Origin of the sequence: Neobacillus kokaensis (genome assembly GCF_014656545.1) — a bacterium.
Taxonomy (GTDB): Bacteria; Bacillota; Bacilli; order Bacillales; family Cytobacillaceae; genus Neobacillus; species Neobacillus kokaensis.
This window is the reverse complement of the sequence record NZ_BNDS01000014.1, coordinates 1-19,519: the sequence shown is the minus strand read 5'-3', so window position 1 is coordinate 19,519 and position 19,519 is coordinate 1. Positions and strand designations below refer to the sequence as shown.

The 19,519-nt window shown below is 41.3% G+C and carries 13 protein-coding genes and 2 riboswitches; all 13 genes read left to right on the top strand.

Annotated elements, in window-relative coordinates:
* Positions 1-139 precede the first annotated feature (139 nt).
* Positions 140-331, top strand: a complete 192-nt coding sequence (locus IE222_RS15890) for a DUF3311 domain-containing protein (RefSeq protein ID WP_191274472.1) — start codon at positions 140-142, stop codon at positions 329-331.
* Positions 328-1,800, top strand: coding sequence for a sodium:solute symporter family protein (locus tag IE222_RS15885; protein WP_191274471.1), 1,473 nt, complete (start codon positions 328-330; stop codon positions 1,798-1,800). The genes IE222_RS15890 and IE222_RS15885 overlap by 4 nt, the downstream gene beginning before the upstream one ends.
* 15 nt (positions 1,801-1,815) lie before the next feature.
* Positions 1,816-3,528: a CocE/NonD family hydrolase gene (locus IE222_RS15880; RefSeq protein ID WP_191274469.1), complete on the top strand. Its 1,713-nt coding sequence runs from the start codon at positions 1,816-1,818 to the stop codon at positions 3,526-3,528.
* Positions 3,529-4,246: 718 nt separating this feature from the next.
* Positions 4,247-5,203, top strand: a complete 957-nt coding sequence (locus IE222_RS15875; protein ID WP_191274467.1) for an AAA family ATPase — start codon at positions 4,247-4,249, stop codon at positions 5,201-5,203.
* The gene (locus tag IE222_RS15870; RefSeq protein ID WP_191274465.1) at positions 5,203-6,423 is read left to right on the top strand and encodes a DUF58 domain-containing protein; all 1,221 of its coding nucleotides are present in this window, start codon (positions 5,203-5,205) and stop codon (positions 6,421-6,423) included. The genes IE222_RS15875 and IE222_RS15870 overlap by 1 nt, the downstream gene beginning before the upstream one ends.
* The gene (locus IE222_RS15865; protein ID WP_191274463.1) at positions 6,420-8,615 is read left to right on the top strand and encodes a DUF4129 domain-containing transglutaminase family protein; all 2,196 of its coding nucleotides are present in this window, start codon (positions 6,420-6,422) and stop codon (positions 8,613-8,615) included. The genes IE222_RS15870 and IE222_RS15865 overlap by 4 nt, the downstream gene beginning before the upstream one ends.
* A gap of 37 nt (positions 8,616-8,652) precedes the next feature.
* Positions 8,653-8,754: riboswitch (purine riboswitch) on the top strand.
* Between the two features lie 154 nt (positions 8,755-8,908).
* On the top strand, positions 8,909-10,429 hold the full coding sequence (guaA, locus tag IE222_RS15860) for a glutamine-hydrolyzing GMP synthase (RefSeq protein ID WP_191274611.1): 1,521 nt from the start codon (positions 8,909-8,911) through the stop codon (positions 10,427-10,429).
* Between the two features lie 503 nt (positions 10,430-10,932).
* Positions 10,933-11,034, top strand: a riboswitch (purine riboswitch).
* Positions 11,035-11,291: 257 nt separating this feature from the next.
* On the top strand, positions 11,292-12,620 hold the full coding sequence (locus tag IE222_RS15855; RefSeq protein ID WP_191274461.1) for an NCS2 family permease: 1,329 nt from the start codon (positions 11,292-11,294) through the stop codon (positions 12,618-12,620).
* Between the two features lie 144 nt (positions 12,621-12,764).
* Complete coding sequence (locus tag IE222_RS15850; RefSeq protein WP_223282747.1) at positions 12,765-13,700, top strand: ABC transporter ATP-binding protein; 936 nt, start codon at positions 12,765-12,767, stop codon at positions 13,698-13,700.
* Positions 13,701-13,718: 18 nt separating this feature from the next.
* A complete protein-coding gene (locus IE222_RS15845; protein ID WP_191274459.1) occupies positions 13,719-14,885 on the top strand; it encodes an ABC transporter permease in 1,167 nt (388 codons plus the stop codon).
* Positions 14,878-16,005: an ABC transporter permease gene (locus IE222_RS15840; protein ID WP_191274457.1), complete on the top strand. Its 1,128-nt coding sequence runs from the start codon at positions 14,878-14,880 to the stop codon at positions 16,003-16,005. Before IE222_RS15845 ends, IE222_RS15840 begins: the two co-directional genes overlap by 8 nt.
* A 103-nt stretch (positions 16,006-16,108) precedes the next feature.
* The gene (glcT, locus tag IE222_RS15835) at positions 16,109-16,951 is read left to right on the top strand and encodes a glucose PTS transporter transcription antiterminator GlcT (protein WP_191274608.1); all 843 of its coding nucleotides are present in this window, start codon (positions 16,109-16,111) and stop codon (positions 16,949-16,951) included.
* 189 nt (positions 16,952-17,140) lie between these two features.
* On the top strand, positions 17,141-19,207 hold the full coding sequence (ptsG, locus tag IE222_RS15830) for a glucose-specific PTS transporter subunit IIBC (protein WP_191274455.1): 2,067 nt from the start codon (positions 17,141-17,143) through the stop codon (positions 19,205-19,207).
* Positions 19,208-19,519 lie beyond the last annotated feature (312 nt).

Below are 19,519 nucleotides of genomic sequence, written 5' to 3'. Positions count from 1 at the left end.
TTTGGGGGGGCAATTCTTAAAATATCCGCATAATTATCTGATTATTGAAAATATTAACATAAGGCTTCTAAGACAATGTAACCAATTCGTTTTTAAAAACGGTTACATTATGACATTTCAAATGAAAGGAATTTGATTAATGAAAAAATGGATTGCACTGCTAACTATTATTCCTGCTATTGGTTCATTAACCGTCATTAATAAGATAGAACCCTATATATTTGGCCTTCCGTTTATTGTTTTCTGGTCTACAGCATGGCTGATTTTAACTTCGGTTTGCCTATTTATTTGTAATGCCATTTATGATAAGCGGGAGGAAAAACAGCAATGAACAGCTCTATTCTTATTATTGGATTAACGATGGCTTTATCAATTTTCCTTGGACTTCGTGCACGTAAAGGGCAGGAAATGAAGCTTGAGCAGTGGGCTGTCGCGGAACGGAACTTCGGCTCGCTGATCATGTTTGTGTTAATGGCTGGTGAAATGTTCTCAACCTTTGTCTTCTTAGGTGCTAGCGGTGCTGCCTATCGGATGGGCGGACCTACAATTTATATTTTCTGTGCCCTGACCTATATTATTCCTTTCTGGATTTTACCGCCAATTTGGCGCTATGCGAAAAAACATAATTTACTAACGCAATCAGATTTCTTTGCTAAAAAGTACGATAGTAAACCATTGGGACTGCTTGTGGCAGTAATTGGGGTTATTTCCATCATTCCGTATATTGTTCTCCAATTAAAAGGATTTCAGATTATTGTATCGGAAGCTTCCTATGGCATGATTCCACCGACGATTGCTGTTTGGGTTGGAATGATTATTGTAACTGTTTTTGTTTATGTTTCCGGCATCCATGGTTCCGCATGGACAGCTGTGTTAAAGGATATCTTAATGCTGGTTGTTATCTTGTTTTTAGGAACCTATTTGCCTTTCCATTATTATGGGGGCGTTCAGCCGATGTTTGAAGCATTAGATCAGGCGAAACCGGGATTCCTGCTGCTTCCTGACAAAGGCTTGAGTATTTCATGGTATGTTTCTATTTGTTTAACAATCGCATTAGGTCAGTATATGTGGCCGCATTGTTTCGGTGCGAGCCTATCTTCAAAGAGTGAAACAGCATTACGGAAAAATACCGCTGTTCTGCCTTTATACCAAATCATTCTTGTATTTATATTATTTATTGGTTTTACAGCAGTCTTGCAGGTGCCGAATCTAGAAGGTGCGGCTTCCGATCTAGCTTTATTCCAAATCTCAAAACAAGTTCTGCCGCCTTGGTTTATCGGTGTTATTGGCTCAGCCGGACTATTGGCTGCACTGGTTCCATGTTCCTTACTAGTTCTAACGGCCGCTACGATTTTATCAAAAAATATTTATAAAGCGGTTAAACCCGAAACATCAGATAAAAAGCTTGCTCAATTAACGAAAATTTTTGTTCCCATTCTATCATTAGTATCTTTGTATTTTACCTTTTTCGGCGGTAATACGATGTTAACGCTATTGACCATGGCTTACAGCTTTGTCCTTCAGCTGTTCCCGCCGCTTGCTTTCAGTTTAATGAAGAAAAATCCTATTACGAAAGCCGGCGCTTCTGTTGGAATGGTTGTGGGTGTTGCCTTGGTTGCCTATTTCACGATTACCAATCAAACGATGGCAAGTTTATTCCCATCAGCACCTCATCTTATCCAAGATCTTGATATCGGGGTCGTTGCCATCACGATTAACACGTTTATTATGCTGCTTGTCAGCGTAGTTACTAGCAGAGTACTGGTACAAAAGCCGTTAATCAACGATATTAATTCCTAAAGGGGAAGACAGAAAGTGGAGATTTTATTAGAAAAAAATGTTCCTTGTGAGTTAAGAGATGGCACCGTTTTGTTCGCGGATGTCTATAGACCGAATGACGGGAACCAATATCCCGTTTTACTCACACGGCTGCCTTATAATAAAAACGAACGCTTTTATTCGCACCGGTATCTGGACACCAATCGGTTGGCAGCAAAGGGTTATATAGTGATTATCCAGGATGTCAGGGGCCGCTATGCTTCCGAAGGAGAATTTTTCCCGTTTAAATTTGAGGGTCAGGACGGCTTTGATACGGTCGAGTGGGCCGCTGGTCTGCCATATAGTGATGGAAATGTCGGCATGTTCGGGTTATCTTATTATGGTTATACGCAATTACTTGCGGCTGCAGAAAACCCTCCGCATTTAAAAGCGATTTTTCCAGCTCAAACGTTAAGCGATTTAAGAGAGGGCGGTTTTTTCCGAAAAGGAGTCAATGAATTAGGATTAAATATCACATGGGCACTAGAATCGATTGCTGGGGATGAGCTGAAACGTACAGCTGCTGATTCCAAAGTATATGAAGAAAAGATGAGAGAACTAGCGGGTTATATTGATAGCATTGAAGAATGGTATAAGGCTGCTCCATTAAAGGAGTGGCCGCCGCTTAAGAAACTCGGAATCTTAGACTACTTTTTCGAAATGGCAGAGTGGGGGCCAGAAAGCAATGCATGGGAGCAGGTTTCACTGACTGATGAAAAGTTAAAGAATATTAAGGTGCCTGCTTATCATATTGCTGGCTGGTATGACTGTTTTACCGGGCCTTCCATTTCTAATTTTATCAAGCTGAATCAGTGCAGTGATCAGACACAAATGCTAATGATCGGCCCGTGGGCCCATGGAGACTTTGGTTTTTCTATCGGTGAACGGCGCTTCGGCTTACATGCATCTGAAAACTGGCTGAATTATAGAGAGGATTTAACCAATCTTCATCTTCGTTGGTTTGACCACTGGTTAAAGGGGATTGATACAGGGATATTGTCTGAGAAGCCAGTAAAGGTGTTTGTGATGGGGGAAAATAAGTGGCGTGAAGAGGAGACGTGGCCGTTAGCCAATACCTCATACGTTCCTTATTATTTCCATAGTGAAGGGGATGCAAATACCAGATTCGGCAGCGGAGTACTTTCGAGTAAATTGCCAAAAAGAGAACCTTCAGACTTGTTTATTTACGATCCGAAAAGCCCTGTTCCAACAACAGGCGGCGGGACACTGCTGCATACTGGCTCATTGGTCGGTCCTGTTGATCAAAGGCATGTGGAGGAACGGGAGGATGTCCTTGTTTACACAAGCCCTGTGTTAGAAGAAAAGCTGGAGGTATCTGGTCCAATAAAAGTGATGCTTTATGCAAAAACGGATGGCGTCGACACGGATTTTACGGCAAAATTAGTGGATGTTCTTCCGGACGGAACGGCGTTTATTCTAACGGATGGTATTGTTCGAGCCAGTGATTGTTATGATTCTATTGCAAATAAAGTACAAGCTTATGAGATTGATTTATGGGCAACTAGTAACGTCTTTTTGCCTGGACATCAAATCAGAGTAGAGATTTCATCAAGCAATTTCCCGCGTTTTGATGTCAATCTTAATACTGGAGGAACGGTCGTGGCAGATCGTGATTCTAGAATTGCCCGGCAAACGATTTTCCATGATGAAACTTATCCATCGCATATATTGCTGCCAGTTATTCGTTAATTGGTCAGAAGGACCCCCGGTACAACTTTACCGGGGGTTTGCTTTTTGGAAAAGTGTTTTCTCGGGTGAGTAGTAACGAGGTTGAGTATTCCAGAGGTTCCATTTCCCCAAGGAGGAGTCGAAAATGGTGCTGGCGGTAAAAATGAAGTCTGGATTTTGCCCGGAAGGAGTTCAGGAAGGGGGCTTGCGGTAAAAAAGGAGACTTGATTTTGCCCGAAGAGAAGCCGAGAAGGGTGCTGGCGGTAAAAAAGGAGTATTAATTTTGCCCGGAGAGAAGTCGAGAAGGGTGTTTGCGGTAAAAATGAAGCCTTGATTTTGCCCGGAGAGAAGTCGAAAAGGGTGCTGGCGGTAAAAAAGGAGTCTTAATTTTGCCCTGAGAGAAGTCGAGAAGGGTGTTTGCGGTAAAAAAGAGTCTTAATTTTGCCCTGAGAGAAGTCGAGAAGGGTGTTTGCGGTAAAAATGAAGCCTTGATTTTGCCTAATGATATGCTTGAACCGGGTCCTTTGGTAAGAATCCCCAACAGACTTTACCCAAAGTGGTTTTAAATTTAATCCATGGTAAAAATGCTTATCCAAGTCCCAAGCAAGACGCCGCTCTCCGTCCTCCAAAGCCACATTTTTGGAATTCTCCTGTCTTTTTTACAGGAATTTTACAAAAATATATCGAATACATACAAGGATGCAAAAAAATCGATATCTCCATCAAGGAGGAGTCCCCATTGGTAAAAGAACAAATAAATCCTACTATAGATAAAATTCTCGCTAACATTGAAAAAGTAATGATCGGGAAAAGAGATGTAGCAGAGCTTAGCCTTGTGGCTTTGCTGGCAGGGGGGCATGTACTCCTTGAGGACGTACCTGGTGTCGGGAAAACGATGATGGTCCGTGCTTTGGCAAAATCCGTGAATGCCAGTTTTCGCCGTATTCAGTTCACTCCCGACCTGCTCCCATCCGATGTGACAGGTGTTTCAATTTATAACCCAAGTGAAATGGAATTCCAATTTCGACCAGGACCGTTAATGGGCAATATTATCCTGGCTGATGAAATTAACCGGACATCGCCAAAGACACAATCAGCGCTGTTAGAAGGAATGGAGGAGGCGAGTGTCACTATCGACGGCGTCACCCATAAACTGCAAAAACCGTTTTTTGTCATGGCGACGCAAAACCCCATTGAATATGAAGGAACATATCCGCTGCCTGAAGCCCAATTAGACCGCTTTTTATTAAAAATGAAAATGGGTTATCCGGACCTTCACGAGGAAATGGAGGTATTAAATCGGGCTCAAAGGATTCCACCAATCGAAGACCTGTATCCGGTCATTGACCTTGATGGACTAAGAATATTGCAGGAAGAAATCAAAGATGTATATGTCGATGATACGATCAAGCGCTATATTGTGGATATCGTTAACCGTACACGCGGCCATGAAAGTGTCTACCTTGGAGCAAGTCCACGGGGTTCAATTGCTTTAATGAAAGCAGCGCAGGCTTATGCCTTCATATATGACCGCGATTATGTGGTCCCGGATGATATACAATATTTGGCGACATTTGTACTGCCCCACCGGATTATTTTAAAATCGGAAGCAAAATTTGAAGGAATCTCCGCTGAGGAAGTTATTAGTCGGATTGTTGCCCGTGTACCAGTACCGGTTCAAAGGTTCGTGAAGTAATGAGAAAGAAACTAATGCTTTTAATCAAAAAGGCGTGGAAGTTTGTTTTGCTGTTATTTCTGATTCTTCTCACCTTTTCTTATGCGATGTTTCAAGGGGGATTTGTCAGCTGGTTTTTATTTTACAGCTTTCTCCCGTTCGCCATTTACTCTGTGGGGTTATCCTTTTACCCGCTTGGAGAGTTTGAAATAACAAGAGCTTTGCCGAAAATGGATTACAATGCTGGCGAGCAGTTAAAGGTTACGGTCACCATTAAACGATCAAGGGCATTTCCGTTATTTTATTTATTGATTGAAGACCAATTAAACGACTCACTTGCCTATACACAGCAGCAAAAAAGCGCAAAGGCATTGTTGTTTCCTGGATTTAAAAAAGAATTTTCCTATGAGTATATCCTGAAGGAATTGCCGCGCGGGGAGCACTTTTTCCATACGTTTACTGTAAGAACAGGCGATCCGCTAGGACTGTTTGAAAAAGAAAAGGGGTTTGCATCAGACGGAAGAATTATTGTCTATCCAGCCTATACCGAGATGCTTTACCGTCCATTTGAAAATCAATATGATCAAGGGTTAACGGCTTCACGGGAAAGGGTTCAGCGTGATACCTCAATGGCGATCGGGATAAGAGAATACCGCCCGGGGGACCGATTCTCCTGGATTAATTGGAAAGCGACAGCAAAGCGAAATGAATTTATGACAAAGGAATTTGAGCAGCGCCAATCGCATGATGTTTTTGTTGTGATGGACTGTGTTCCTGATCGGCGCTTTGAAACAGTGGTATCATTTACCGCATCATTATTGCGGGCTGTGTTAAAGAAAGGAGCACAGACCGGTTTGTTAACCATCAGCAAAGACAGGGCCTCGTTTCCGATTAGAGGCGGGGAACATCAATTGCAGGAGCTTTTTTATCATCTGGCAAGAATTGAAGCAAAAAGTTATTCCTCTCTAGATAAAATATTGGAAACAGACGGCTTCTTTATCCAGCAAACGGTATCTTTTCTGCTCGTAACTGCTCAATTATCCAAAACATTAATCGAAAAAGCGAGCTTTCTTGGGCAAAGAAAGGGCACCATTACTCTATTTCTCCTTAAGGATCAACTAGAATCACCTTCGGATGACGAACGAGGGCTTATCGCTATCGCTAATGCCCGCGGTGTGCGCATCGTGATGGTTCACGAAGGCAATTTTGCAGCAGCCTTTTCGGAGGTGGCCGGTCGATGAATAAACGGGATTTTCCAACAATGCTTTTATATGTGCTGGGGTTCTTGCTGTTATGGGAATGGCTCCGGCCGGTAGAGCAATTAACAGAAACCGATAATATTGAAGTTTTTGTTTTATTCCTGCTAGTTTCACTAGCTATGTCTTATTTAAAAATAAAATGGATCTGGCAGTTTATAATTAAAATTTTGTTTATCCTCTTTTTTATCCATCGCTTTTATTATGAAGCGAGCTTTTTTCAGCTTAATTGGCTAACATCGTTTTCCAATGATTTTATTTATAATATGGGACTAATGTTTGCTAGAAACTGGAATGATTTGTCGTATGAATTTCGCACTTTCCTATTATTTATTCTTCTTTGGCTGATGATGTATTTAATTCAATATTGGCTCTTACGACAGCAGCAAATTTTTATCTTTTTCTTTATGACGCTGATTTATATTACTGTGTTGGATACTTTTACCCTCTATGATGCCAAATTTGCCATTGTCAGGACAGTGGCTGCTGGCTTTACGGTTATGGGGATGCTGACGTTTTATCGAATTATCAATCGGGAAAAGGTCAAGAGCAGTCCAGCTTTTATGAAAAAATGGATGATTCCGCTTACTGGTATGATTGGCTTTAGTGTCCTTGTAGGGGTAGTTTCGCCAAAGGCTGCACCTTTTTGGCCGGATCCGGTCCCGTATCTGAAGGCTGCGAAGGAAGGAGCGGGCAATAGCCTTGGTAATGGTCCAAGCCGAATTGGCTATGGGACAAATGATGAACGCCTGGGCGGGCCGTTTATTGGCGATAATAATCCCGTTTTCATGGCTGAGGCTTCTGGAAAAAATTATTGGAAGGTCGAAACGAAGGATGTGTATACAGGAAAAGGCTGGACTCCATATGGTTCTACACCGTTTGACTTTCAAGAAGGGGAGCTTGTCCCATTTTATTCAATTCCCGATACAGTGGAAACTACTAAGGAAACTGCTACAATCTATCCCGTTCATACTAAGGAGCCTTTAATTGTTTATCCGGCTGGACTCCAACGAATCATTAATATTGAACCCAATTATGAAGCAGGGTTCCGTCAATTAAGAATGGATACAACAAATGAAAAAATTGAAAGTTTCCAGACTGTCGAATACAAACTGGATTTTGTCATCCCAAAATATAAGATAGAAGATTTAAGGAAAACAACGGACTTTAATTCTAATGGTATAAACCGAGCGTTTTATAAAAATTATACCCGGGTGCCGGAAAATCTGCCGAAAAGAATCAAACAATTAACAGAGGAAATCACAGCAGGGAAGAGCAGCTGGTTTGACAAGGCAAAGGCTGTCGAAGCATATTTTGGCAGAAGCGAATACAGTTATGATCAAAAAAATGTTGCCTTGCCAGGTCCCGGCGATGATTATGTGGACCAATTCTTATTCGAAACCAAGCGCGGTTATTGTGATAATTTCTCCACTTCAATGGCTGTAATGCTGCGGACGATTGGGATTCCGACACGCTGGGTCAAAGGGTTTACCGGCGGCGATTTCTTAAAGTATAGTCAAGACAATAATATGAGGATTTACAAAATTACCAACAATAACGCCCATTCCTGGGTAGAAGTGTTTCTTCCAAATCAGGGCTGGACACCATTTGAACCGACCAGAGGATTTACGAATGATATTAGAATTAACTATGGTTCTAATGAGGCAACATCAAATGAGCAGCCTGCTGTGCCAGCATCGGTGCAAAAGCCGCAGGATAAACCATTGGATGAGCCAAAGCAGACGACTAGCGAAAAGAAAATGTTTGATTTCACACTTTTTTGGTTAAAAACAAAGATCTTTTTCAAAACAAACTGGGTATGGATTGCTTTAACAATTGGCGGACTTGCCGCATTGATTACTATTCTATATCGGACCCGCGGGAAATGGCTCCCATATATTTTATTATTGAGCTATCGTTTTAAACAAAAAGATGAAACAATTAATACTGCTTACTTAACTTTATTGCATCAATTAGACCGCTACGGCTTAAAGCGGAAGGAGAACCAAACATTAAGAAACTATGCTCAATATGTCGATCAGTTTTTCTCAACCAGAGAGATGACGCGTTTGACAAAGTGTTATGAAGAGTATTTGTACCATCAGCATCTTCCAAAAGGAAGCTGGCTGGAGACTCGCAAATTGTGGGAAAATTTAATTAAAAGGACAATCGCTTGACCGAAAAAACAACCTATTGATAAAATATGATGGACTAAAAATTAAGTACGTTTTCCTTCATATATCCTCAATAATAAGGGTTGAGAGTCTCTACCGGACCGCCGTAAATGGTCTGACTATGAAGGCAGGATTTTAACTAAGCGATTTTTTTACGAGAGAGCTAGAATTCTGCCTTCCTGATATTTGCTGGGAGAAGAATTCTAGCTTTTTTTGTTGTTAATTTTTACAAAGTGGTAAAAACTAAAAATAATTATAAAAAGATTGAGGTGGCTGTTTTGTCTGAAAAACAAGAAATGATTGTCGTATTAGACTTTGGAAGTCAATATAATCAGCTGATTACACGCCGAATCCGCGAATTTGGTGTATACAGTGAGCTTCATCCACATACCATTACGGCGGAAGAAATCCGCAAAATGAATCCGAAGGGAATTATTTTCTCTGGCGGTCCGAACAGTGTATATGATGAGAATTCATTCCGTTGTGACGAGGCTATTTTTGAAATGGGTCTGCCGATCTTGGGAATCTGTTACGGCATGCAATTGATGACCGTTCATTTTAACGGAAAAGTAGAGAAGGCACAGCATCGCGAATATGGAAAGGCGACAATGGAAGTTCAAACGGAGTCACCTCTTTTCGCTGATATGCCAAAAGAGCAGGTTGTATGGATGAGCCATGGCGACCTTGTTGTAGAACCGCCAGCGGGCTTTACAGTTGAGGGTACAAGCCCGTCTTGCCCGATTGCAGCGATTAGCGATGAATCTCGCAAGCTTTATGCTGTACAATTCCATCCAGAAGTACGCCATTCTGTTTATGGCAACGAACTGTTGAAGAACTTTGTCTTTAATGTGTGCGGCGCAAGCGGTAACTGGTCTATGGAGAACTTCATTGAAATGGAAATGGCTAAAATTCGTGAAATGGTTGGGGATAAAAAAGTCCTTTGTGCGCTAAGCGGCGGGGTTGACTCTTCAGTTGTAGCTGTGCTGATTCATAAAGCTATTGGCGACCAGCTGACATGTATGTTCGTTGATCATGGCTTGTTAAGAAAGCATGAAGCGGAAAGTGTTATGAAGACTTTCGCGGACGGATTCCATATGAATGTCATCAAGATCGATGCGAAGGATCGCTTCTTATCAAAACTTGAGGGTGTTTCTGATCCAGAGAAGAAGCGAAAAATTATTGGTAATGAATTCATTTATGTATTTGATGATGAAGCAGCGAAGCTTGAAGGCATTGACTTTTTAGCGCAAGGTACGCTGTATACGGATATTATCGAAAGCGGTACAGCAACAGCCCAAACGATTAAGTCTCACCATAACGTAGGCGGGCTTCCTGAAGATATGCAGTTTACGTTGATTGAACCACTTAATACGTTATTTAAAGATGAAGTCCGTGCTCTTGGGACAGAGCTTGGTCTTCCGGATGAGATTGTTTGGCGTCAGCCATTCCCTGGTCCAGGTCTTGGAATTCGTGTCCTTGGTGCAATTAGTGAAGACAAGCTTGAAATTGTCCGCGAATCAGATTGGATTTTACGTGAAGAAATCAAAAAAGCCGGTCTTGACCGTGACATTTGGCAATACTTTACCGTCCTGCCGGACATCCGCAGTGTCGGTGTAATGGGCGATACAAGAACATATGATTACACAATTGGAATCCGCGCGGTAACTTCTATCGACGGTATGACTTCTGATTGGGCGCGTATCCCATGGGATGTCCTTGAAGTCATCTCTACCCGAATCGTCAACGAAGTGCCACACATCAACCGTGTTGTGTATGACATTACCTCTAAACCGCCAGCAACAATTGAGTGGGAATAAGAAAAGCGTAAGCTCCAGTTCAACGACTGGGGCTTTTTATATTGGGAAAATTGCACTAGGTTGGGGTCTATGGGACAAAACCAGAGGTAGACGGGGAGAACCTGTCCGCTAGGGTGCTGTGGGACAAGACGAGTGGAAAACGAGGCAGAACTGTCCCATAGGGAAGTCCTATGGGACAAAACGAGTGTGAGGCGAGAGGAAATTGTCCCATAGAAAGGTTCTATAGGACAAAACTAGCTGAAAAAGTGAGGGAACTGTCCCATAGGGAAGTCCTTTGGGACAAAACTGGTGGGAAGCGAGAGGAAACTGTCTCATAGAGAGCTTCTATGAGACAAAACTAGGGCAAGTAAGAAAAAACTGTCCCATAGTAATAAAATAATCCGGCTTTTTTTCAAATAAGTTAATACCTAAATACAAATACGAACGATTTAATTTTTAAAATTAAAATCGTTCGTATTTTTTATTGACGAAACAAAAGAACGCTGGTATGATAATGATGAAAAGAAGATACTGTCGAATTACGTCGTATAATATTGGGGATAAGGCCCAAAAGTTTCTACCAAGTCACCGTAAATGGCTTGACTACGAGGTAAGTGTGAATAAAAGGGGTCTTTTCTCCGCAAATTACACATACCTAAAGTCAACGCTCTGGTAGAAAACACCAGAGTATTTTTTATGTTTTGTGAATGAAGTAATAGTCTTTGAACTTTTATTACTAATCTGGCTGCAGCGCCTAGCCTCTCGAGGTCACATAAGAAAATCTGTCAAGAAGGCTAAAGAGCAGCCTTCTCGCCGGCTCGTCTTATGCTATGCCTGAGGCTGACCAGGGCGCTTGCGCTTTTAAAATTTAGGAGGAAAGATCATGCACAAGTATTTTGAGTTTGAAAAGCTAGGTACGAATTATCGTCGTGAGATCATCGGCGGATTCACCACTTTCTTGGCAATGGCCTATATTTTAGTCGTTAATCCATTAATCTTAACACTTGGGACTGTAAAGGACTTTCCAGATGCGTTAAGAATGGACCATGGAGCAGTCTTTGTTGCAACTGCTTTGGCATCGGCATTAGGGTCCATCATCATGGGGCTCATTGGTAAATATCCACTGGCACTAGCACCAGGTATGGGGTTGAATGCCTTCTTTGCTTTTTCCGTCGTACTTGGAAGCGGAATTCCATGGCAGCATGCCCTTGGAGCTGTATTCATTTCTGGGGTATTTTTCTTTGTTTTAACTTTAACAGGACTTCGCGAAAAAATTATTAACGCCATTCCTATTGATTTAAAATATGCTGTAGGTGCAGGGATTGGCTTGTTTATCACTTTTGTTGGATTGCAAAGTGCAAAAATCATTGTCAATAGTGATGCAACGCTTGTTGGATTAGGTGACTTATCAAAGCCTGAACCGTTGCTTGCAATCTTTGGTATTGTTATTACAGTTATTATGATGACACGCGGCATTAGCGGCGCGGTGTTTTACGGTATGGTGATTACCGTTATCGCTGGAATGATTTTTGGAGAAATTGATGTACCTCATAAGATCATCGATAAGGTTCCAAGTATCGAACCAACCTTTGGCGCGGCATTTTCTTCCTTTAGTGACAGCTCGTTCTATACGACAGCGATGCTTGGAGTAATTTTGACATTCTTGTTCGTTGACTTCTTTGATAATGCTGGAACATTGGTTGCTGTCGCTGGACAAGCCGGATTAATGAAAGACGGCAAGCTCCCACGTGCAGGAAGAGCGTTGATTTCTGACTCTATCGCTTCATCAGTAGGTGCAGTTTTAGGAACATCTACAACAACATCTTTTGTTGAATCAACAGCTGGTGTTGCTGCAGGTGCGAGAACAGGATTTGCTTCGTTAGTAACAGCAGGATGCTTTATTTTAGCACTTTTCTTCTTTCCTTTATTATCAGTTATTACCGCTCCAGTTACAGCACCAGCTTTAATTATTGTGGGTGTGCTGATGGTTGCGAATTTAGGGAAAATTGATTGGACTCGTTTTGAAATTGCCGTGCCGGCGTTCTTAACGATGATTGCAATGCCGTTATCCTATAGTATTGCTACAGGGATTGCGATCGGTTTTGTATTCTATCCAATTACCATGCTTGTAAAGGGTCGTGTGAAAGAAATCAACCCAATCATGTATTTTTTCTTTGTCATCTTTGTTTTATATTTTATTTTCTTACAATAAATTGCAAAAGAGCTGTCAGGGCTTTAGTCCCGGCAGCTCTTTTTTTATATATGAAAAAATTTGGAAAAATGGTTATTTTTTCATATTGGTTGATGTATGATTAAAGGCGAAAGAATGGAGTGGGGGTGTACGAGGTTGGATTTAATGACGGTTTGTGATTTACGAAAAAGCTTTGGTCAGTTTGAAGCGGTAAAAGGTGTATCATTTACCCTAAATAAGGGGGAATCTTTTGGACTGCTTGGCCCGAATGGTGCCGGCAAGTCAACGACAATCAATATGATTACCGGTTTGTTTAAACCGACGTCAGGGTCGATTGTTCTTAAGGGTATTGATGTTGTCAAAACTCCGAAGCAGGCGCAAAAATGGATCGGGGTAGTTCCACAGGAAATTGCTCTTTATCAAGAAATGTCCGCTCGAGAAAATCTGAAATTTTGGGGCAGATTGTATAATCTCAGCGGGATGGAATTGAATAAAAAAGTTGATGAAGTTCTCGAAATAATCGGGTTGACGGATCGGGCCAAGGATAAAGTGGAGACCTTTTCTGGCGGTATGAAGCGGCGCGTGAATATCGGGGCGGCCATTCTTCATAATCCTGAGCTTCTCATAATGGATGAACCTACAGTAGGGATTGACCCGCAATCAAGAAATCATATTTTAGAGACCGTAAAGAGGTTGAATGAAGAAGGAATGACAATCATTTATACAAGTCATTACATGGAGGAAGTGGAATATCTTTGCGAACGAATCGGGATTATTGATCACGGTGAGGTTATTGCCATCGGTACGCTAAAAGAGTTAAGGGAGAAGATTGAGGATCGCTCAAGAATGAAATTAACGATTGACGGGGCTAAAGCACATTCGAACAAAATCTCTGCGGTACTGGCTAAGTCTTTTTCTGAAAAGGAATTTCAAATACAGGACAATCAATTGACTGTGTTTCAGAAAGAACCTCAATTGGTTTTAGGTGAATTAGTGTCATCCGTAACAGAAACTGGAGCAAGAATCACTTCTGTTGATATTATCGAGCCGAATCTGGAAAGTGTGTTTTTGCATTTAACCGGCCGGAATTTAAGGGATTAATAGGGGGGGGGGTGTCTCTTGAGTTTCTTGTGGCTGGCATGGAAGGATTTACTGCTCGTTATTCGTGATAAAAAAGCGTTTATTACGCTAATTGCAATGCCTTTATTGTTAATCGCTATTTTAGGAGCCGCATTTGGCAATATGATGAAGGAAGAGGAAGTGGTTATTAAGAAATTCACACTTGGTGCTGCAAATTTAGACCAAGGTGTCCTTAGCAAAGTTTTAACGGAAGAAGTATTTGGGAAAAGCTTATCAGACCAAATCGAGATTCAATTTTTCTCAGAAAAAGATTTACTTAAAAAGATTAAGAACCATGAATTAGAGGTCGGCATTATTATTCAGCCTGATTTCACTTCGTCTTTATTTTCAGGAAAGGAAACAAAGGTGAAGCTGGTATCGGTTCCAGACCCTGGAGTAAAGCCAATCATCGTGCAAACTGTGATTGAGCAGTTCGCACAGACCATTCCAATTCAAACAATGTTGGTGGCCAAGCAGGGACCTGCTTTTAATCAAAAAGATATCCTTGATGAGAAAACCCTTATTGCAGAATCTACTTTAAGTAAAAAGACAAAACCCGTTGGTTCCTTTCAGTATTATGCTGCAGCAATGGGAGTCATGTTCTTGCTTATGACAGTTGTTCAAGGGATTACCATGATGATTCGCGAAAAAGAAGAAACGGTTTATCAGCGTTTGATGCTGACGAATTTAACCTACCCGCATTATCTATTTGGAAAAATGCTAGGTCTGATTATTCTTTGTTTAATCCAGATGTGGATCATTATAATCGGTACTAACCTGATTTTTGAGGTTGACTGGGGTCCGTCGGTTTCGGGCGTTATCATAATGACTTTTGCTTTTGTTATTAACGCATGCGGACTCGGGATGCTTGCAGGTGCTTTAATAAAAACGGAAAAAGGTTTTAATGTTAGCGGAATGCTTGGCACTCAGATAATGGCTGCCCTAGGAGGGAGTATGGTGCCGCTGTATATTTTCCCTGATTGGGTTGTTTCCCTAACAAAATTCTTACCTAATGGGCTGGCACTGCAGACGTACTTGAAGCTTATGTCTGGTGCATCATTGATGGATATTCTACCGGCAATTGCAGGCTCGATTGTGCTTGGACTGCTGTTTTTTACCATTGGATTAATCTGTCTGACTTTTGAAAGGAGAGGAAAATATGCGTAGAATTTTTCCAATCCTATCATTAAATTTCAAAAATTTTCTCAAAACACCAGGGGCTATTATATTAATGTTTGTAATGCCTGTGGTATTCAGCTGGATTTTTGGCGGAATGTCAATGAATTCTGAGCGGAATAAACCGGTTGTGAACATTGTTGCTGGCAGTGATGAGATAAGTGAGCAAATTAGCAAGCTATTAAAAAAGGATCAAAACTTTAATTGGGAGATGGCTGCGCTTAAGAAGGCTCGTGAAAATGTTTTGGAAGAGAAAGTGCTTGCTGTTGTTGTCATACCAAAGGATATTGAAAAACGAATAACGGGAAATCTTGCCTTATTCGATGTGATTATTCAGAAGAAATCTCAGGATTATCTGGCTTTAGCTGCCTATTTGCAAGGTACAGCACGGCTTGTTTCCAATTCTTATCAAGCTGCTGATTCACTTGAAGCTGGGGCTTTTCCGCATTTTTTAGCGGCAGTGGCCAAGCAAAAAGGAGTAACAGTCGAAAAGCAAACGATTGAGAATGACTCTGCTAATCACGTAGAAATTAATTTAATGGTAGTCGGTTTTGCCATTATGTTTATGATGTTTGGTTTATCAGGTGCGGCATCAACAATTTTGGAGGAGCGCCGAGGAGGGACTTGGAGTAGATTGTTGATTTCACCTGCGCGGAAATTTGAAATTATCATAGGTTACCTGTCATCTTATTTTTTAATGGGGTGGATTCAATTTGCGGTGCTTTTAGTCGCTATGAAGTTTATGTTTGGTGCGGACTGGGGGAAGCTGTCTTATCTTGTGCCGTTTGCTTCTCTTGTCATTTTAATGGTAGTTGGCTTCGGGCTTATGGTGGCTGGAATTGTACAAACGAAGCAGCAGGCAATGGCCCTAAATGCTATTTTGATCGTCAGCACCTGTATGCTTGGCGGAGTTTATTGGCCGCTCGATATTGTTCCTGAGGTTATGCAAAAAATTGCTTTAGGGGTGCCGCAAAGCTGGGCGATGTCAGGGTTTAAGGAGATTATGAGCGGAAGTCTTCATACTGGTGTTTTAATAAAAGATACATTGGCGTTGCTTGGATTTACGATCTTATTCTATGTGATTGGCCTTAGAGGGATTAAGTTTGATTGAAAATGGATAAGAGTTATGACAGGCTTCGCCGTTGACTTCAGGGCCGGTCTTTTATACCATTTTAGTACTAATAGAATGGGCGAAATGAGTGAGCATCAATAGTATGGAAACGCTACGAATCGAAAAAGTGTTAAATAATAACGTTCTGATCGCTGAGCATCCTTCCTTTCAAGAAGTCGTTTTAATTGGAAAGGGAATTGGATTCAACCGCAAACGAGGCGACTCAATTGATACAAGTGAGATTGAGAAGCTGTTTGTATTAAAAAATGAGAAGGAGCAGGCTAACTATATTAAATTGCTTCCTTTTATTAATCATGAATATCACGATGGGATTATATCTGCCATAGAGTTGATTAAACAGCGAACACACTCTCAGTTAAATGAACATATTCATGTGGCATTGACGGACCATTTAATGTTTGCGCTTACGAGGGTATCACAAGGCATGAAGGTCACTAATCCGTTTTTGGTTGAAACAAAGGCGCTTTACCGGCATGAATACGAAATAGCGGCAGAAGTGGTTGCCTTAATGAAAGAAAAGACCGGCATTGAACTTCCAACCGGTGAGATTGGCTTTATTGCGCTGCATATTCATAGTGCGACTACTAATAAAAACTTATCTGAAGTGAACCAGGATTCACAGCTTGTAGGCAGGCTGGTTCGTATGATTGAAGAACAATTGACTATCGAAATTGATAAAGACAGCATAGATTATATGAGACTTGTCCGCCACCTTCGTTTTGCGATTGAACGGGTGAAAAAGGGAGAACGGGTGGAAGAACCGGCAAAACTAGCAACCCTCTTGAAAGAGGAATATCCGGTGTGTTATAATCTCGCATGGAAGCTCATTAAAGTTATGCAGCAAACATTGAAATTACGGGTTTTTGATGCAGAAGCAGTCTATTTAACGTTGCATCTGCAGCGGCTGCAAACGAAAATTAAATAGTCTTTATTTTTTACGTGTTACTGATTCGATCAGGCATGAGTGAGAAGTATTGATAGAAATGAAGTTTATGGGGGAAACTAGACCCATTGCTTTATTTCCATCTGACTTTTCCTCATGCCTTTTTTGTTTTTATTTATTAAAAATGCAAACGTTTAATGGGCTTAATTTAAATTGTTTGGAGGTTTTATTATGTTTAAAAATGCATTCGGCGTGCTGCAGAAAATTGGTAAAGCACTGATGCTTCCAGTTGCCTTACTGCCGGCAGCGGGTCTTTTGTTAGGTATAGGTAATGCTGTCCAGCAGCCAAACATGCTTGAATTCATGCCATTTTTAGATGCACATTGGGTTCAGCAGACAGCGGGTGTTATGGAGGATGCCGGGGGGATCATATTTGGTAACTTGGCGCTGATCTTTGCTGCTGGTGTGGCGATTGGTTTGGCGGGAGATGGTGCTGCTGCACTTGCGGCTATTGTTGGATATTTAGTGTTGAATCAGGTTATGAGCTCTTGGATGGGTGTAACTGCAGACATGGTTGCTAAAAATCCAAGTTATGCCACTGTTTTAGGGATTCCTACATTGCAAACTGGGGTATTTGGCGGGATTATCGTCGGTTTGATTGCTGCCTACTGCTACAATCGCTTCCATGATATTGAAATGCCGTCGTTTCTCGGATTCTTTGCAGGAAAACGTTTCGTTCCAATTGTTACTGCAGCAGCATCGTTTATTGCCGGACTTTTGCTATTAGTTATTTGGCCGCCAATTCAGCATGGTATGAACAGTGCTTCAACCTGGCTTTTAGGAAGCGGAACCTATATTGCGGTGTTCTTCTTTGGCTTTATTAAGCGTTTACTCATTCCATTCGGTTTGCACCATATTTTCCATGCGCCGTTCTGGTTTGAATTTGGTTCCTATAAGACAGCTGCTGGTCAAGTTATTCACGGAGATATGAACATTTTCTTTGCGCAGTTAAAGGATAATGTAAAAATAACGGCTGGTAAATTCATGGGCGGCGAATTCCCAATCATGATGTTCGGTTTGCCAGCAGCAGCGCTTGCTATGTATCACACAGCTCGGCCGGAAAAGAAAAAGCTGGTTGCTGGTTTGCTTGGCTCGGCCGCATTGACCTCATTTTTAACAGGTATTACTGAGCCGATTGAATTTTCATTCATGTTTGTATCACCATTACTATTCTTTATTCATGCACTATTAGATGGTCTTTCCTTTGTACTAATGGCCGTTCTTAATGTTCATCTAGGCTATACTTTCTCGGGTGGAGCGATTGACTTCTTCCTGTTTGGGATTCTGCCGGGCAAACAGCCATGGTGGATTGCGATTTTATTAGGACTATGCTTTGCTGTTGTTTATTATTTTGTCTTCCGATTTGCAATTACAAAGTTCAATCTTAAGACTCCAGGAAGAGAAGAAGCGGACGATAAAGAAATAACTGAAACTGGTTCACAAGGACGGGCAGGCAATCTTGCCTACAATATCCTTGAAGCAATGGGAGGACAGCAAAACATTGCGCATCTCGATGCATGTATCACACGTCTTCGGGTTTCAGTTAATGATATTAAAAATGTTGATAAAGATGAGTTAAAAAAACTTGGGGCGGCAGGCGTACTTGAAGTCGGCAATAATATTCAAGCCATCTTTGGACCGCGTTCAGAAATTATCAAGGGCCAAATGCAAGATATTATGAGTGGTAAGCAGCCTCGGGTTGTTGAAAAGGCACCGGAAAAAGGTGTTGAACAGCAAATTGAAGAAGTTAATCCAGAAGCATTGCAAAATAAGCGCAAAACTGGAGAAAGCTTTGTTTCTCCAATCAAAGGTGAAATTAAACCGATAAGTGAAGTGCCAGATCCAGTCTTTGCGGAAAAAATGATGGGTGATGGATTTGCGATTGTACCAGAGGAGGGAATGGTTGTTTCTCCGGTCGATGGAAAAATCGTGAATCTGTTCCCAACAAAACACGCTATCGGAATTTTGTCTAATGAAGGCCGTGAAATTTTGATTCACGTTGGTCTTGATACCGTTAACCTTAAGGGTGAAGGTTTTGAAACATTGGTAGAAGATAATGCCGAGGTTAAACAAGGGCAGCCGTTATTAAAATTCGATATTGCCTACATTAAGGAACATGCGAAATCCACGATAACACCTATTATTTTCACTAACTTATCAGAGGGCGAAAAGGTCGTTATTGAAAAACAAGGTCTTGTTGAGTTAAAGCAAGAAGGAATTGTTAAGGTTACAGAATAATAAAAAGCCAGCCGCAAATGATTCTATGTGGCTGGCTTTTGCTGTCTCGTATTCAGAAATAAAAGATATTTAAATAAGTGTTGACGTTCCTATATTACGGTGCTATTATAAATAAGCAGTCGTTACTGACGGGCTAACAAATGTTAATGAAAATCATTGACAATTAAGTGTTGACACCTGATGGACGACATGATATAGTAATAAAGTTGCTTCTTAAGGAAGCGAAATTGCTCTTTGAAAACTAAACAAACAAAAACGTCAACAAACAATAATTAATCGTGTTTCTTCTATTAATATAGAGAACACAAGCCA

Excerpts from the sequence above, each read along its gene's own strand:
- IE222_RS15855 (WP_191274461.1), top strand. The coding sequence starts at position 11,292 with ATGCACAAGTATTTTGAGTTTGAAAAGCTAGGTACGAATTATCGTCGT.
- guaA (WP_191274611.1), top strand. The coding sequence starts at position 8,909 with ATGATTGTCGTATTAGACTTTGGAAGTCAATATAATCAGCTGATTACA.
- IE222_RS15850 (WP_223282747.1), top strand. The coding sequence starts at position 12,765 with ATGACGGTTTGTGATTTACGAAAAAGCTTTGGTCAGTTTGAAGCGGTA.
- IE222_RS15865 (WP_191274463.1), top strand. The coding sequence starts at position 6,420 with ATGAATAAACGGGATTTTCCAACAATGCTTTTATATGTGCTGGGGTTC.
- IE222_RS15885 (WP_191274471.1), top strand. The coding sequence starts at position 328 with ATGAACAGCTCTATTCTTATTATTGGATTAACGATGGCTTTATCAATT.
- IE222_RS15890 (WP_191274472.1), top strand. The coding sequence starts at position 140 with ATGAAAAAATGGATTGCACTGCTAACTATTATTCCTGCTATTGGTTCA.
- glcT (WP_191274608.1), top strand. The coding sequence starts at position 16,109 with ATGGAAACGCTACGAATCGAAAAAGTGTTAAATAATAACGTTCTGATC.
- IE222_RS15870 (WP_191274465.1), top strand. The coding sequence starts at position 5,203 with ATGAGAAAGAAACTAATGCTTTTAATCAAAAAGGCGTGGAAGTTTGTT.
- IE222_RS15840 (WP_191274457.1), top strand. The coding sequence starts at position 14,878 with ATGCGTAGAATTTTTCCAATCCTATCATTAAATTTCAAAAATTTTCTC.
- ptsG (WP_191274455.1), top strand. The coding sequence starts at position 17,141 with ATGTTTAAAAATGCATTCGGCGTGCTGCAGAAAATTGGTAAAGCACTG.